The 12,956-nt window shown below is 62.4% G+C and carries 11 protein-coding genes; 8 read left to right on the forward strand and 3 right to left on the reverse strand.

What is annotated here, in order from left to right; translation table 11 throughout:
• Window positions 1–8: 8 nt before the first annotated feature.
• The 3 genes from ACNJX9_RS27600 (at window position 9) to ACNJX9_RS27610 (ending at window position 1,787) form a co-directional block, all read left to right on the forward strand.
• Window positions 9–338, forward strand: coding sequence for a cupredoxin domain-containing protein (locus ACNJX9_RS27600; RefSeq protein WP_057753004.1), 330 nt, complete (start codon window positions 9–11; stop codon window positions 336–338).
• Between the two features lie 139 nt (window positions 339–477).
• Window positions 478–1,026, forward strand: coding sequence for a sigma-70 family RNA polymerase sigma factor (locus ACNJX9_RS27605; RefSeq protein ID WP_439405164.1), 549 nt, complete (start codon window positions 478–480; stop codon window positions 1,024–1,026).
• Complete coding sequence (locus tag ACNJX9_RS27610) at window positions 1,023–1,787, forward strand: anti-sigma factor family protein (RefSeq protein WP_439405165.1); 765 nt, start codon at window positions 1,023–1,025, stop codon at window positions 1,785–1,787. Before ACNJX9_RS27605 ends, ACNJX9_RS27610 begins: the two co-directional genes overlap by 4 nt.
• 99 nt (window positions 1,788–1,886) lie before the next feature.
• On the opposite strand, the gene hpnO is transcribed toward ACNJX9_RS27610, so the two are convergent.
• A complete protein-coding gene (gene hpnO, locus ACNJX9_RS27615) occupies window positions 1,887–3,278 on the reverse strand; it encodes an aminobacteriohopanetriol synthase HpnO (protein ID WP_057753001.1) in 1,392 nt (463 codons plus the stop codon).
• Between the two features lie 142 nt (window positions 3,279–3,420).
• On the opposite strand from hpnO, the gene ACNJX9_RS27620 reads away from it, so the two are divergent.
• Entirely contained in the window at window positions 3,421–4,053 is a 633-nt protein-coding gene (locus ACNJX9_RS27620) for a DUF2147 domain-containing protein (RefSeq protein WP_439405166.1), read from the forward strand.
• Here the strand turns inward: ACNJX9_RS27620 and ACNJX9_RS27625 are convergent.
• Window positions 4,021–6,609: an MMPL family transporter gene (locus ACNJX9_RS27625; protein ID WP_057752999.1), complete on the reverse strand. Its 2,589-nt coding sequence runs from the start codon at window positions 6,607–6,609 to the stop codon at window positions 4,021–4,023. The genes ACNJX9_RS27620 and ACNJX9_RS27625 overlap by 33 nt on opposite strands.
• A 461-nt stretch (window positions 6,610–7,070) precedes the next feature.
• Between ACNJX9_RS27625 and ispH the strand changes: the two genes are divergently transcribed.
• The gene (gene ispH, locus ACNJX9_RS27630) at window positions 7,071–7,997 is read left to right on the forward strand and encodes a 4-hydroxy-3-methylbut-2-enyl diphosphate reductase (RefSeq protein WP_439405168.1); all 927 of its coding nucleotides are present in this window, start codon (window positions 7,071–7,073) and stop codon (window positions 7,995–7,997) included.
• Between the two features lie 35 nt (window positions 7,998–8,032).
• The gene (gene hpnH, locus ACNJX9_RS27635) at window positions 8,033–9,193 is read left to right on the forward strand and encodes an adenosyl-hopene transferase HpnH (RefSeq protein WP_439405170.1); all 1,161 of its coding nucleotides are present in this window, start codon (window positions 8,033–8,035) and stop codon (window positions 9,191–9,193) included.
• A gap of 227 nt (window positions 9,194–9,420) precedes the next feature.
• Here hpnH and ACNJX9_RS27640 read toward each other — a convergent pair whose 3' ends face one another.
• Window positions 9,421–10,638 carry an MFS transporter gene (locus ACNJX9_RS27640; RefSeq protein WP_439410140.1) on the reverse strand — a complete coding sequence of 406 codons (1,218 nt, stop codon included), beginning with the start codon at window positions 10,636–10,638 and terminating at the stop codon, window positions 9,421–9,423.
• A gap of 126 nt (window positions 10,639–10,764) precedes the next feature.
• On the opposite strand from ACNJX9_RS27640, the gene ACNJX9_RS27645 reads away from it, so the two are divergent.
• Both ACNJX9_RS27645 and ACNJX9_RS27650 read left to right on the forward strand, forming a co-directional pair.
• Window positions 10,765–11,676: a LysR substrate-binding domain-containing protein gene (locus tag ACNJX9_RS27645; RefSeq protein WP_439405171.1), complete on the forward strand. Its 912-nt coding sequence runs from the start codon at window positions 10,765–10,767 to the stop codon at window positions 11,674–11,676.
• Between the two features lie 286 nt (window positions 11,677–11,962).
• Entirely contained in the window at window positions 11,963–12,943 is a 981-nt protein-coding gene (locus ACNJX9_RS27650) for a putative 2-aminoethylphosphonate ABC transporter substrate-binding protein (RefSeq protein ID WP_439410141.1), read from the forward strand.
• Window positions 12,944–12,956 lie beyond the last annotated feature (13 nt).

The following is a 12,956-nucleotide window of genomic DNA, read 5'->3' on the forward strand; positions in this document are numbered from 1 at the left end:
AGCTGACCATGAAGACACTCAATCGCCGCGACTTTTCCGTCGCTGTGGCCGCGGCCATCCTGCTCCCCGTCGCGACAGCCCGTGCCGACGAGAACGCCATGGAGGTGCATATCGACAATTTCGTCTTCCAGCCGGCAGAGCTCAAGATCAAGCTCGGCACGACCGTGACCTGGACCAACCGGGACGACATCCCGCACACAGTGGTGTCGGCCGGCAAGTTCCGGTCGAAAACCCTGGATACCGACGACAAGTTCACGTTCACCTTCACCGATGCGGGCGACTACAAGTATTTTTGTTCGTTGCACCCGCACATGACCGGGATGATCAAGGTTGAGTAACGTCTCCAACCAAGGCATCTCTGTCTTGCCCGGCCGGTGGTCGCACACCGGCCGGGCTCGCGCGCCTTCGGTCAGGACCCAAAACGACGCGAAACACGAAACGACGTACCAAACGCAGCAAGAGGCAAAGCGAGAGGCGATGCCCGTCAGCGACGATTTCCAGAAGGCGCAGCGCTTCCGCGAGGCGGCACTGCCCTATCTCGACGACGTCTACACGCTCGCACGCTACCTCCTGCGCGACGCCTCCGACGCGGAGGACGCGGTGCAGGAATGCTATCTGCGCGCGCTGAAGCACTTTGACAGCTATCGCGGCCCGGCGATGAAGCCGTGGCTGTTCGCGATCCTGCGCAATGTCTGCAATGCCGAATATGCAAGGCGGGCGCATTCGCACGCCGCGATCGAGGATACGCCCGGCGCCGCCGACCAAACGCCGATGTGGCAGGAGAGCGAGGCGAGCCCGGAGACGGAGGTGCTACGCACTCGCGACGCCGGCGCCATCCGCAAGATGATCGATGCGCTCGCCGAGCCGTTCAAGGAAACCTTTGTGCTGCGGGAGATCAACAACCTGTCCTATCGTGAAATTGCCGAAGCAGTCGGCGCCCCCGTCGGCACCGTGATGTCCCGTCTCGCCCGCGCCCGCGCCATGCTGCGCGCAGCCTGGACGGCGGAAGAGGAGCATTTGAGATGACCTGCGACGAAGCAAAAATCCTGCTTCACGCGCTGCTCGACAACGAGCTTGATGCCGGCCACGCGCGCCAGGTCGAAGCTCATATGGCCGCCTGCCCGGCCTGCGCGGCCGAGCTTGCCGTGCAACGCGACATGCAGCGCGCGCTTGCCGGTGCGAAGCTGCGCTACACCGCACCGGCGGGCCTGCGCGCCCGTATCGAGGCCTCGCTGCCGCAGGCGCGGCCGCAGCCCAGCCGACGCTCGGTGCTGCGCGGCTTCGCGATGGGTTCGGCGGTCTCCGCACTCGCCGCCTCAGGCGTGGTCGCTGTCGTGCTGCGCCAGGACGACCAGCAGCGCGTCCTCTCGGAGGTCGTCTCCGCGCATCTGCGTTCGCTCCAGGCGGGCCATCTCATCGACGTGGTCTCGACCGACCAGCACACCGTCAAGCCGTGGTTCAACGGCAAGCTCGACGTCGCCCCGCCGGTGATCGACCTCACCGCGCAAGGCTTTACGCTGGTCGGCGGCCGGCTCGATTATATCGATGCGCGCGCCATCGGCGCGGTCGTCTACAAGCGCCGGCAGCACATCATCAACCTGTTCGTATCGCAGACCGCGAGCACCGAGCATCGGCCACCGAAGACGCAGACCATGCAGGGCTTCAACTGCCGCCGCTGGGGCGAGCGCGGCCTGAACTTCTGGGCCGTCAGCGACATCGGCGGCGACGAACTCAGCGAGTTCGTCGACAAGTTCGAGGCGGCGATGAAGGCGAACGTGGAGGGGTGAGCCGGGCTCGTAGCCCGGATGGAGCGCAGCGCAATCCGGGATCTTGCCTGTTTTTGGAATCCCGGATTTCGCTACGCTCCATCCGGGCTACGGCATCATCTACGCCGACCGCCGCACCGCGTTGTCAACGAGCGTCTTGCCGAGCGACCAGATCGCCCCGGGGACCTTGTGGCTGCCGGCGATGACGTCGTCGAAGGCGCGCTCGATCCAGTTGCAGTCTTCTTCGGTGATGGTGAGCGGCGGCAAGAGCTTGATGGTGTGGCTGCCGTGACCGGCGACCTGGGTCAGGATCTTGTGGTCCTTGAACAGCGGCACCGTGATCAGCTGACAGAACAGGCCCTTGTTGGCGGCCTCCAGCACGTTCCAGGAGGCGCGCAGGCGCAGCGATTTCGGCGGACCGAACTCGATGCCGATCATCAGGCCCTTGCCGCGCACTTCCTTCATCAGCTCGTAGCCGGGCACCATGCGGGTAAGCGCGAGACGAAGCTCCGCGCCGCGCTTGGCAGCAGCCTCGATCAGCTTCTCGGATTCCATCACATCGAGAGTGGCAATACCTGCGGCCATCGCCAGGTCGTTCTTGGAGAACGTGGAACCGTGCACCACGGCACGGTCCATCTGATTAAAAATCTTGTCGAAGATGCTCTTGCGCGTCAGCACGGCGCCGACGGGAACGTGGCCGCCCGACAGTGACTTCGACAACAGCACCATGTCGGGCTCGACATTCCAGTGCTCGACCGCGAGGAAGCGGCCGGTGCGGCCCATGCCGGTCTGGATCTCGTCGGCGACGAACAGCGTGCCGTACTTCTTGCAGAGTGCGGCCGCGCCCGGCAGGAACTCGTCGGAGGGCATGTTGACGCCCTTGCCCTGGATCGGCTCGACGACGAAGGCAGCGACCTCGCGCGAGGCCAGGGCCTTCTCGAGCGCGGCGAGATCGTTGAACGGAACCGAGGTGCAACCCGGCAGTAGCGGCTCGAAGCCGGTGCGGAAGTTCGAATCGCCGGTCAGCGACAGCGCGCCATAGGTCAGGCCGTGATAGCCGTGGGCGCAATAGACGATGCCGGGGCGCCCGGTCGCACCGCGCGCGAACTTGATCGCGGCCTCGACGCATTCTGCGCCGGAATTGGCGAAGAAGGCCTTGTCGAGATAGGGAACGTATTTGAGGAGCCGCTCGGCGAGCACGCCGGCCAGGGTCGAGACGTCGAATTGAACGAGATTGGGCAGATCGGCGTCAAGCACGCTCTTGAGCGCCTCGCGCATGACAGGATGATTGCGCCCGATCGCAAACACGCCAAAGCCGGACAAGAGGTCGAGATAGCGTGCCCCCTCGCGATCGTAGAGGTACTGCCCCTGCCCCTTCTGGAAGCCGACGTCGTAGCCGATGGTCTTGAGAACCCGGACGAACTGCTCGTTCAGGTACCGATTATGCAGGGTGCTGCGCTGGGCCTGACGGTCCGCGAACAACTGGGACATGTCTGGATTTGGACTGTTCATCCGCTACATACTTCGGTTGAGGGCCGCTTCGTCAACTGAAAACGGTCAGCAAACGGAAAAGGGTCTGTGCGGCCTTTTGCCCTTTTTCGGACCATCTTCGCAAGCACAGCTTTAGACCATGTTGCACTGCCGAGGAACACATATGCGTTTGGCCATTTACACCGGAATTATACTGGCAGGTGGTTACGCCGGCCTGACACCTGCGCTTGCCGCCGATCCGACCGGCGACTGGCGGGTCGCCGACGGCGTCGCCAATATTCGTGTCGCGCAATGCAATGACAGCATGTGGGGCGCGGTTTCCTGGGAAAAACAGCCTGGCGGCCGCGACGAGAACAACCCGGATGTCTCAAAAAAGAACAGGCCGACACTGGGCATGGCGACCCTGATCAACATGAAGAAGACGCCCGGCGCCGAGCAATGGGAAGGTCAGGTCTACAACGCCAAGGATAGTCAGATGTATAGTGCGACCATCACGCCAAATGGCACCGACCAGCTCGAGATCAAGGGTTGCGTGCTGGGCTTCCTGTGCGGCGGCGAGACCTGGACCCGCGTTGGTCCGCCGATCCCCCCGAGCACCGCAAACGCCATGGCCAAGGGCCCGCCAAAAACCACCGGTGCGGCGCCCAAGTCTGCGCCAGCGCCGGCTGCCGCGGCACCTGCGCCGACGGCGGCCGCTCCGAAGAGTGCGGCCGCAGCGAAGCCGGGTCAGAAAGGCGCCACGGACCCGGTCGGCGACATCTGCCTACTCCCTGAGATTGCGGGGTTTGCCCATTAGGGCCGGCTGGAACAGCAGCACTGCGGCAAGCGTCGTCACCAGAGAAAGTGCGAGCAGCTTGCCCATGCTGGACGTGCCGGGATGGCTCGACAGCCACAGACTGCCGAACGCCGTCGCCGTCGTCAGCGCGCTGAAAAAGATCGCGCGCGTCAGGCTGGTCTGAAGCAGGTTTGTCCTGCCGGACCGCCACGCGACGACATAGTAGATCTTGAACGCGACACCGACGCCGAGCAGCAGCGGAAACGCGACGATATTGGCAAAGTTCAGCGGCAGGCCGATCAACACGCAGATCTCGAGCGTCACTGCACCTGCAACCAACAGCGGCACCAGCGTCATCAGCACATCCACAATGCGACGGAGCGTGATCCACAGCAACAGGCCGATCACCAGCAGCGCATAGATGCCGGCATGGATGAACGCATTCACCACGGTGTCGCCGGATTTCAGGATCGAGACGGGTCCACCAATGGCGGTCGGCTCGGCAGCGAGCACAGCTGCCGCAAACTTGCGCAGCGTATCGTTGTCGTTCGGATCGCCCTTGGGCTGGGCCTCGACGCGAATGATGCCGTCCTTGCTCTTCCAGGCGCTGACGAGATCCGGTGGCAATGAGTTCAGGGTCACCGGCCCGGCCTGCATCGCGTTTCTGAGCTGGTCGAACACAATCTTCATCGGCGTAACGAACACATCCTGTGCCTTGTTGCGGGTCGCTTCATCCGAGTTGGCGAGCTTCTCCAGGGCGTCTGCGAGCCTACGCGAGGCAACTGCACCGGGCCCCTTGGCGTCGCCCGCGGTCCGGCGGAGATTCTCGACCGAGGATTTCAGCGACTCGACGTTCTCCTGGTCCGACGGCGCTGCGTCGACCTGGTCCGGATTGAGCGCGGGATTCAGCACCTTGGCGCCTTGCGCGATCAGCTTCAGCTTGGGCTCCTGGTCCTCAGGCACGAAACTGTTGAGCGACATCACCCGCAACACTTCAGGGACCTTTTCGAGCCTCGCCTCGACTTGCTGGGCCTGCTCTTCCGACGTGACCATCACGTTGATGGCGTTGGCGCCGGTGTTTGGATCCTTGCGCAGGTCGAGGAATGTCGCGATCGATTCCGCGTGCGGATTGCGCAGGTTCATCGGGTTGAAGTCGAACTTCATGAAATAGAGCAGCGGCAGGCCGGCGACCGCGAGCAGCAGCGTGCCACCGACGACCAACACGCGGTGCTTCTCCAGGAAATGATCGAGCGGCGCCAGGAAGGCGTAGCCCACCGGCTCCTTCTCGCCGGGCGGGTTGAGCAGTTTGAGCAGCGCCGGCAGGACGGTGATCGAGGAGATGAACGCCACCAGCATGCCGACGCCGGCGATCTGGCCGAGCTCGGCGATGCCCTTGTAATCGGTCGGGATGAAGCAGAGGAAGCCGGCTGCGGTCGCCATCGCAGCGAGCGACAAAGGGATCGCGGAGCGTCTGGCGGCAAGCACCAGCGCCTTGCGGAGATCATCGACCTTGTAACGCTCCGAGCGGTAGCGGACGCTGTACTGGATGCCGAAATCGACGCCGAGGCCGACGAACAGCACGGCAAACGCGATCGACAGCAGATTGAGCGAGCCGACCATCATCAGGCCGGCGGCGGTGGTGATCGCGAGGCCGACGAAGAGATTGACGAACACGGCGAAAATGATCTTGGCCGAATGCAGCGCCAGCCACAGGATGAACAGCACGACGAGCACCGTGCCAACGCCGTTGACGACAGCACCCTCCTGGACGGTGGCGTATTCCTCGTTGGCGATCGGCACTGGACCCGTCAGCCGCACGCGCGCTTGGTATTTGGTTGGGAAATTGAGGTTCGCCGCCGCCTCGCGGATCGCATCGGTGGCATCCTTGCCGGGCTCCAGCGCGTTGTAGTCGAGGATCGGCTTGAACTCGATGAAGGCCCGCTTGTCGGAATCCTTAAGCGGCTCGTCGCTGACGAGCTCGCGCCAGGAGAAGACCGCATTGCCTTTGTTGAGCACGGTCTCGACCGTCTGTGCGATCTGGTTGAACGGCCGCTCGGTGCTGTCGAGCTTGACCTCGCCGCGCTTGACGCCGGCAAGCCCGGTCTCCAGCGCGCCGGTCAGGCCCCGGATCGAGGGATCGCCGGCCATGATCTCGATCAGGGGCGCTGCGGATTCGAACTGGCTGGTGATCTTGGCGACCTCCTCGGTCGGCAGGAACAACAGGCCGTTCTTCTCGAAGAACTCGCCGGTGCCAAGCTGCTGCATCGACTGGAAGTGGGTCTTGTCGTCCTTGAGCTTGGCAAACAGCGCCTTAGCCGCCGCGGTTACCATCTCCGGCGTCCTGGCCTCAACAACCGCGAGGATCGTGGCGTCGCGATCGAAGGCTCGGTCAAACTGCTGATCGCGCTGGCGCCAGTCCAGATTCTGGGCAATCAGCGAGTTGATGTCGGTGTTGATGGCAAAGTGCTTGGACGTGTAATAGCCCGCCCCCACCGCAAGCAGGAGCCCGAGAACGACGACGAGGGAGGCAAACCGGGTGCAGGCCCTGACGATGGCAACGACTACGCTTTGCAGCACGTATTTTCTTTCTGGTGTTAACAGCTTGCCGGAAACGCCCGCTGTTTATCGGAGTTCCGGAGCGAAACCTATTGCTGTTTTGAGTGGTTCTCAGCGGAACAAGGTTCGATGTGAACGCCGGGAGACCGTGGCAAAATCATGAGGACGGGTCGGTATAGCCGGACACTTGAGGCGGCAAAGTGACGGAGGGGTGGGCACAAACGTCGCCGTCCGGCTCTTGTAAGTCGACTACTATGATACCTTGACCGGCTCTGCCGGGAACCAGCAGCTCATTCCCACCTTTCCTTATTGCCGATTTTTTGACACAAAGTGCTGTGCCTGCATGCGACCAGGCCCCCGATGGGGGTGGGCAGTTACCGCGGTTGTGAAACCGATGGTGCGGATATTGCAGCATGGGTCCATATCGGGGTGCCGCCAGGTACAATGAAGCGGATTGGTGCAACTTGCGTGATGGGCGTCCAATGGAAGTTTATCTAGCGCAGCCGCGCGGCTTTTGCGCCGGTGTGGTGCGCGCGATCGAGATCGTAGAGCGGGCGCTGGAGAAATACGGCCCGCCGGTTTACGTGCGCCACGAGATCGTGCATAACAAATACGTGGTCGAGAGCCTGAAGGCCAAGGGCGCCATCTTCGTCGAGGAGCTGTCTGAAGTTCCGCCGAAGGCCGTGACCGTTTTCAGTGCCCATGGCGTCGCCCGCAGCGTCGAGGAGGAGGCTGCCGCCCGCGACCTGCCGGTGCTGAATGCCACCTGCCCCCTGGTCACGAAAGTTCACAATCAGGGGAAGCGCTACATCACCAAGGGCCGTACCCTGATCCTGATCGGCCATGCCGGCCATCCCGAGGTCGAGGGCACGATGGGCCAGGTCCCCGGCCCGGTTCTGCTGGTCCAGAGCGTCGAGGAAGCCAAGGCCCTCGCTCTGCCTGCCGATACGCCAGTGGCCTACATCACCCAGACCACCCTGTCGGTCGACGACACCAAGGGCATCATCGAGGCCCTTCAGGCCAAATTTACAGATATTCAAGGCCCTGACATCCGGGATATCTGCTATGCGACACAGAACCGCCAATCTGCGGTAAGGGACTTGAGCAAGCTGGTCGACGTGATCTTGGTGGTGGGCGCTGCCAATAGCTCGAATTCGAACCGGCTTCGCGAGATCGGCACGGAGGCCGGCGTCGCGAGTTATCTGATCGCCGATGGAAGCGAGCTCAACCCGGAGTGGTTGAAAGGTGCGAGGTCCGTCGGCCTCACGGCCGGCGCCTCGGCGCCCGAGGTGCTGGTGGATGACGTGATCGAAGCGCTGCGGCGGATCGGACCGGTGACGGTCTCGGTACTTCCCGGCCGCGAGGAAAACATCGAATTCAGGCTTCCGGCCGAGCTGGCTGCAAGCTGACCTACCCGAATTTCAAGCCCAGAAAGAAACGTGTAATGGCAATCCCCTTCTTCAAGGAAATGCGTATCGGCGGCTATTTGCTCAAGCAGAAACTGCTTGGCCGCAAACGCTATCCGCTCGTGCTGATGCTCGAGCCGCTGTTCCGCTGCAACCTCGCCTGCGTCGGCTGTGGCAAGATCGACTATCCGGATGCGATCCTGAACCGCCGCATGACCGCCCAGGAGTGCTGGGACGCTGCCGACGAGTGCGGCGCGCCGATGGTCGCCATTCCCGGCGGCGAGCCGCTGATCCACAAGGAGATCGGCGAGATCGTGCGCGGCCTCGTCGCGCGCAAGAAGTTTGTCTCGCTCTGCACCAACGCGCTGCTGCTGGAGAAGAAGCTCGACCTGTTCGAGCCCTCGCCCTACCTGTTCTTCTCGGTGCATCTCGACGGCCTGCGTGAGCACCATGACAAGGCAGTATCGCAAGTTGGCGTGTTCGACCGCGCCGTCTCCGCGATCAAGGCGGCCAAGGCGCGCGGCTTCACCGTCAACGTCAACGCCACCATCTTCGACGGCCATCCGGCCGAGGAGATCGCAAAATTCCTCGACCTCACCGTCGAGCTCGGCGTCGGCGTCTCGATGTCGCCCGGCTACGCCTATGAGCGCGCGCCGGACCAGGAGCACTTCCTCAACCGCACCAAGACCAAGAAGCTGTTCCGCGACGTCTTCGCGATGGGCAAGGGCAAGAAGTGGAACTTCATGCATTCCGGCCTGTTCCTCGACTTCCTCGCCGGCAACCAGGAATATGAGTGCACGCCGTGGGGCATGCCCGCGCGCAACATCTTCGGCTGGCAGAAGCCCTGCTATTTGCTCGGTGAAGGCTACGCCAAGACCTTCAAGGAGCTGATGGAGACCACCGACTGGGACAGCTACGGCACCGGTCGTTACGAGAAGTGCGCCGACTGTATGGCCCATTGCGGCTACGAGCCGACGGCGGCAACCGCAGCCCTCAACAACCCGCTGAAGGCGATGTGGGTGTCGCTGCGCGGCATCAAGACCACCGGCCCGATGGCGCCGGAGATCGACCTGTCGAAGCAGCGCCCGGCGCAGTACATCTTCTCCGAGCAGGTCCAGAAGAAGTTGTCCGAGATCCGCAAGGACGAGGCTGAAGCCGCAGCCGCGAAGGCGGCGCGGAAGGCTTCGACGGCGGCGTAAGCGCAACAGCCGATACGAACGAAAAAGGCCCGGTCGCCATCGCGATCGGGCCTTTTGTTTTGCTCACTCTTCCAGAAAAATGGAAAACAACCCCATGCACAGTAGAGGAGGGTGATCCGAGGCCATCAATTTCGTATTTGGCGAAATTAACTTGACCCGTCGGGCAAAACACCGGCATGATGGCATGCTGCCCTGTCCCTATCAGAGCAGCAGCTCGTCGCAGCACCCTACCCCCGCTTATGGACTGTTTGCTTTTTCATGCCGGCTTGATGCAGTTTGATCAGGTCGGGATAGAGCGAACACAACGTCACGGCCACAATCGCAAGGCTGGCGGCCGCGCCGCCCTGCTTGTCGATCAGATATCCGAACAGAGGGGCGACCAGCGAGAACGATCCGTCTCCCGCCATGGACGCAACCGACATGGCCGTCGCGCGGCTATCCGAGTCGGCATACCGATTGATCAGGATACGCATGATCGGATCGGAGATACCCTGCGCGATCGCGTGAAGCGCAAGCCCTATGGAAACGATGACGATGCCGACCTTGCCTTCGGAGGCAAAGGACAGGCTCATGATGGCGAAGGCTGCCACGATCAGCGCCGTCTGCGTGTGCAGCAAGCCAAAGACGCGGCAGATCCGCTCGACGAAAAACGAGGCGACCAGCGATATGAACAGCAGCGCGGTGAAGCACGTGCCGATCCATTCCAGCGGCAGATGATGCAGATCCGAGAAGGGCTGAAAGGCCCAGAAGCCGGCCTTGACCCCGATCGTGATGATCGCAAATTGGAGAAGGACGCGGCGATACCCGGCGTTGCGCCGGACCAGCGAAGCTGCCGATGCGACGACGGCTCCGAGCGCCGTCTTTCGACGGCCTCCCTCTTTCAGGAAGATGGCCGCAACCGGCGCGGACATGAAGATCGCGATGGATGTGAGAATGAAGGTGCTGCCCATCGTGTACCAGGTCGCAAAGACCGATCCGAAGGCCGAGGCAACGCCCCGCGCGATGTTGCGCATGCCCCATCCGATCGATTCGACGCACTCATATTCTCCCGTCTTCGCGAGCGCCTTGTACTCGTCATACACCAGAGCGGAGTCCGTGCCTGATGCCATCGACATCGACAGGCCGAGTCCGGCCTCGAACAGCATCATCTGCCAATATTGGTCGCACCGCCCGAGACCGAGATAGCAGGACCCAGCCACCAGCGAGCCGAGAACGAGCGTGAGCTTCCGGCCGACGCTATCCGCAAACACGCCGCACGGGACTTCGCAACCCGCCTTGGCGATGTAGTAGAAGCTTTCCAACGAGAGAGCCGTTGCGAGTGAGAAGCCCAGGCTCTGGAAATACAAGACGCTGAACGCCACGTGAAAGTAGCTGTTGCGCGAGAACCGGAAGGCGATGAAGGCTAACCCGAACGGCTGTATCCTCATCGAGCGGCGATGCCCCATCACGCTGGTCTTCAAATCGTCCCGGACGCCACTGACGGGTCCGCATCGATCCTGCGTGACACCTTTGGTGAATTAGTTGCGTCGTGGCAATTGACAATTTCTAATACGCATTAGAAAAACCAAGGCATGACCTTCGCGGACCTGCCTCCCCTCAATGCATTGCGCTATTTCGAAGCCGCAGCACGCAGGAGAAGCTTCACCCTGGCGGCCGACGAACTCCACATCACCCAGAGTGCAGTCAGCCAGCAGATACGAAACCTGGAAAGCTTCATCGGCACCGCCCTGTTCAAGCGCGGCACCGCGACGGTCGTGTTGACCGACATCGGCAAGACATATTTCGAAGCCATCAGCAAGGCGCTCGAGCGCATCGATACGGCAACGTCCAAAGCCAGGACGACGCAGCGGAGCAAGAGGATCGAGCAGATCTGTCTCAGCGTGTCGCCGTCATTCACGCATCTATGGCTCGTCAAACGCCTCCCCAAGTTTCACCAGGAGGTCAAGGACATCCAGTTGGCGCTGAATGTCACCCGGCACTATGTGGATTTCGAAGTCGAGAACGTCGACATGGCGATCCGCCACGGCGACGGCGAATGGCCCGGCCTTCATGCCGATCTGCTGATGAAGGACCATATGATTGCGGTCTGTAGTCCACGGCTCTTTCAAGCGCGGGCAATGCCGAAGAGTCTGCCGGAGATCGCGAGCTATCCCATCATCGAGGACCCGGTCTACCGGTACTGGGCCCGCTACGCCCGCCAGACCGGCCACCAACTCGACCTGACCGACGCCATTCAGTACGACGATAGTGGCGTCATCGTCGAAGCCGCCATCGACGCGCAAGGCATCGCGATGGCGCGCGCATCCCTCGCTTCCGCGGCTCTTGCGCGCGGCCAGCTCGTCAAGCTGCTCGACGCCGATTTTTCCGACGCCCTCGGATATTACATCGTATTCCCGTCTGCCCATAAGGTTCGCCGCAGCGTGACACGCGTGAGCAAATGGTTGCGGCTGGAGGCCTCGCGCGAGCGAACCGAGTTGCGATGAGATGGCCTATCCCTCGACCAGGGCCCGGCCCCGGCGGTGCCACGTGACCGCTTCCCCGGTGCCGAAGTTGCAGTGCACTTGAGCGATACTGCACTCAAGATGTGCAGAGACACAGCAATCGAGGCGCGCCGTGCACAAAATCCGACATGCACGTCACGGGAATGTCATCTAACAATACCGGGTTCCCTGCCCTGACGGCGCCGGCCCCTGGCCAACATCGATGGAGCCCGACATGAACCTGTGCACGACAACCGGTCTGCGATGCGCTGTTGCGTCGATCGCCGCCATGTTCTGCCTCGCCACGACAGCTCGCGCGGCAGACCTCACCGTTTACACGGCCTTGGAGGCCGACCAGATCAAGCCCTACAAGGCCGCCTTCGAGAAGGCCAATCCCGGCATCAACATCCTCTGGGTTCGCGACTCCACCGGCATCATCACCGCGAAACTCCTTGCGGAGAAGGCAAACCCCAAGGCCGATGTGGTCATGGGTCTTGCCGCAACCTCGCTGATGCTGCTGCAGAAGGAAGGCATGCTGATGCCTTACGCGCCTGTCGGTCTCGACAAGGTCGACGCCAAGATGCGTGATCCAGACGCTACGCCGGAATGGGTGGGCATGGACGTCTGGGCATCCGCCTTCTGCGTCAACACCGTGGAAGCAGGCAAGAAGAACCTGCCCGAGCCTGCGTCCTGGGCCGATCTGACCAAGCCGGTCTACCAGGGACAGATCGCCATGCCGAACCCGGCCTCGTCGGGGACCGGGTTTCTGATGGTCTCCGCCTGGCTTCAGATGTTCGGCTGGGACGGCGGCTGGAAGTACATGGACGAGCTGCACAAGAACATCGCGGCCTACACCCATTCCGGCTCCAAGCCGTGCCGGCAGGCCGCCGCCGGCGAGTACGCGATCGGCCTCTCGTTCGAATATCGCGCCAACAAGACCAAGAAGGGCGGCGCGCCGATCAGCATCGTCCTGCCCAAGGAAGGCCTCGGCTGGGACATGGAGGCGATCGGCATCATGAAGACGACCAAGGAGGTGGATGCGGCGAAGAAGCTGGCCGACTGGGCGGTGACGCCGGAGGCCAACAAGCTCTACGCCGAGAACTTCGCCATCGTCGCGTTGCCGGGCATCGCAAGCTCCCTGGAGTTCGTCCAGGGTGATGTCGACAAGATGCTGATCAAGAACGACTTCGCCTGGGCCGCGGAGAACCGCGACAAGATCCTGGCGGAGTGGAGCAAGCGCTACGACGGCAAGTCAGAGCCCAAGAATTGAAGCACCTGAATTG

Origin of the sequence: Bradyrhizobium sp. BLXBL-03 (assembly GCF_051853015.1) — a bacterium.
In the GTDB taxonomy this organism is placed as follows: Bacteria; Pseudomonadota; Alphaproteobacteria; order Rhizobiales; family Xanthobacteraceae; genus Bradyrhizobium; species Bradyrhizobium manausense.

Coding starts and splice junctions, on each gene's coding strand:
- ACNJX9_RS27600 (WP_057753004.1), top strand. CDS start 9: ATGAAGACACTCAATCGCCGCGACTTTTCCGTCGCTGTGGCCGCGGCC.
- ACNJX9_RS27605 (WP_439405164.1), top strand. CDS start 478: ATGCCCGTCAGCGACGATTTCCAGAAGGCGCAGCGCTTCCGCGAGGCG.
- ACNJX9_RS27610 (WP_439405165.1), top strand. CDS start 1,023: ATGACCTGCGACGAAGCAAAAATCCTGCTTCACGCGCTGCTCGACAAC.
- hpnO (WP_057753001.1), bottom strand. CDS start 3,278: ATGAACAGTCCAAATCCAGACATGTCCCAGTTGTTCGCGGACCGTCAG.
- ACNJX9_RS27620 (WP_439405166.1), top strand. CDS start 3,421: ATGCGTTTGGCCATTTACACCGGAATTATACTGGCAGGTGGTTACGCC.
- ispH (WP_439405168.1), top strand. CDS start 7,071: ATGGAAGTTTATCTAGCGCAGCCGCGCGGCTTTTGCGCCGGTGTGGTG.
- hpnH (WP_439405170.1), top strand. CDS start 8,033: ATGGCAATCCCCTTCTTCAAGGAAATGCGTATCGGCGGCTATTTGCTC.
- ACNJX9_RS27640 (WP_439410140.1), bottom strand. CDS start 10,638: ATGGGGCATCGCCGCTCGATGAGGATACAGCCGTTCGGGTTAGCCTTC.
- ACNJX9_RS27645 (WP_439405171.1), top strand. CDS start 10,765: ATGACCTTCGCGGACCTGCCTCCCCTCAATGCATTGCGCTATTTCGAA.
- ACNJX9_RS27650 (WP_439410141.1), top strand. CDS start 11,963: ATGTTCTGCCTCGCCACGACAGCTCGCGCGGCAGACCTCACCGTTTAC.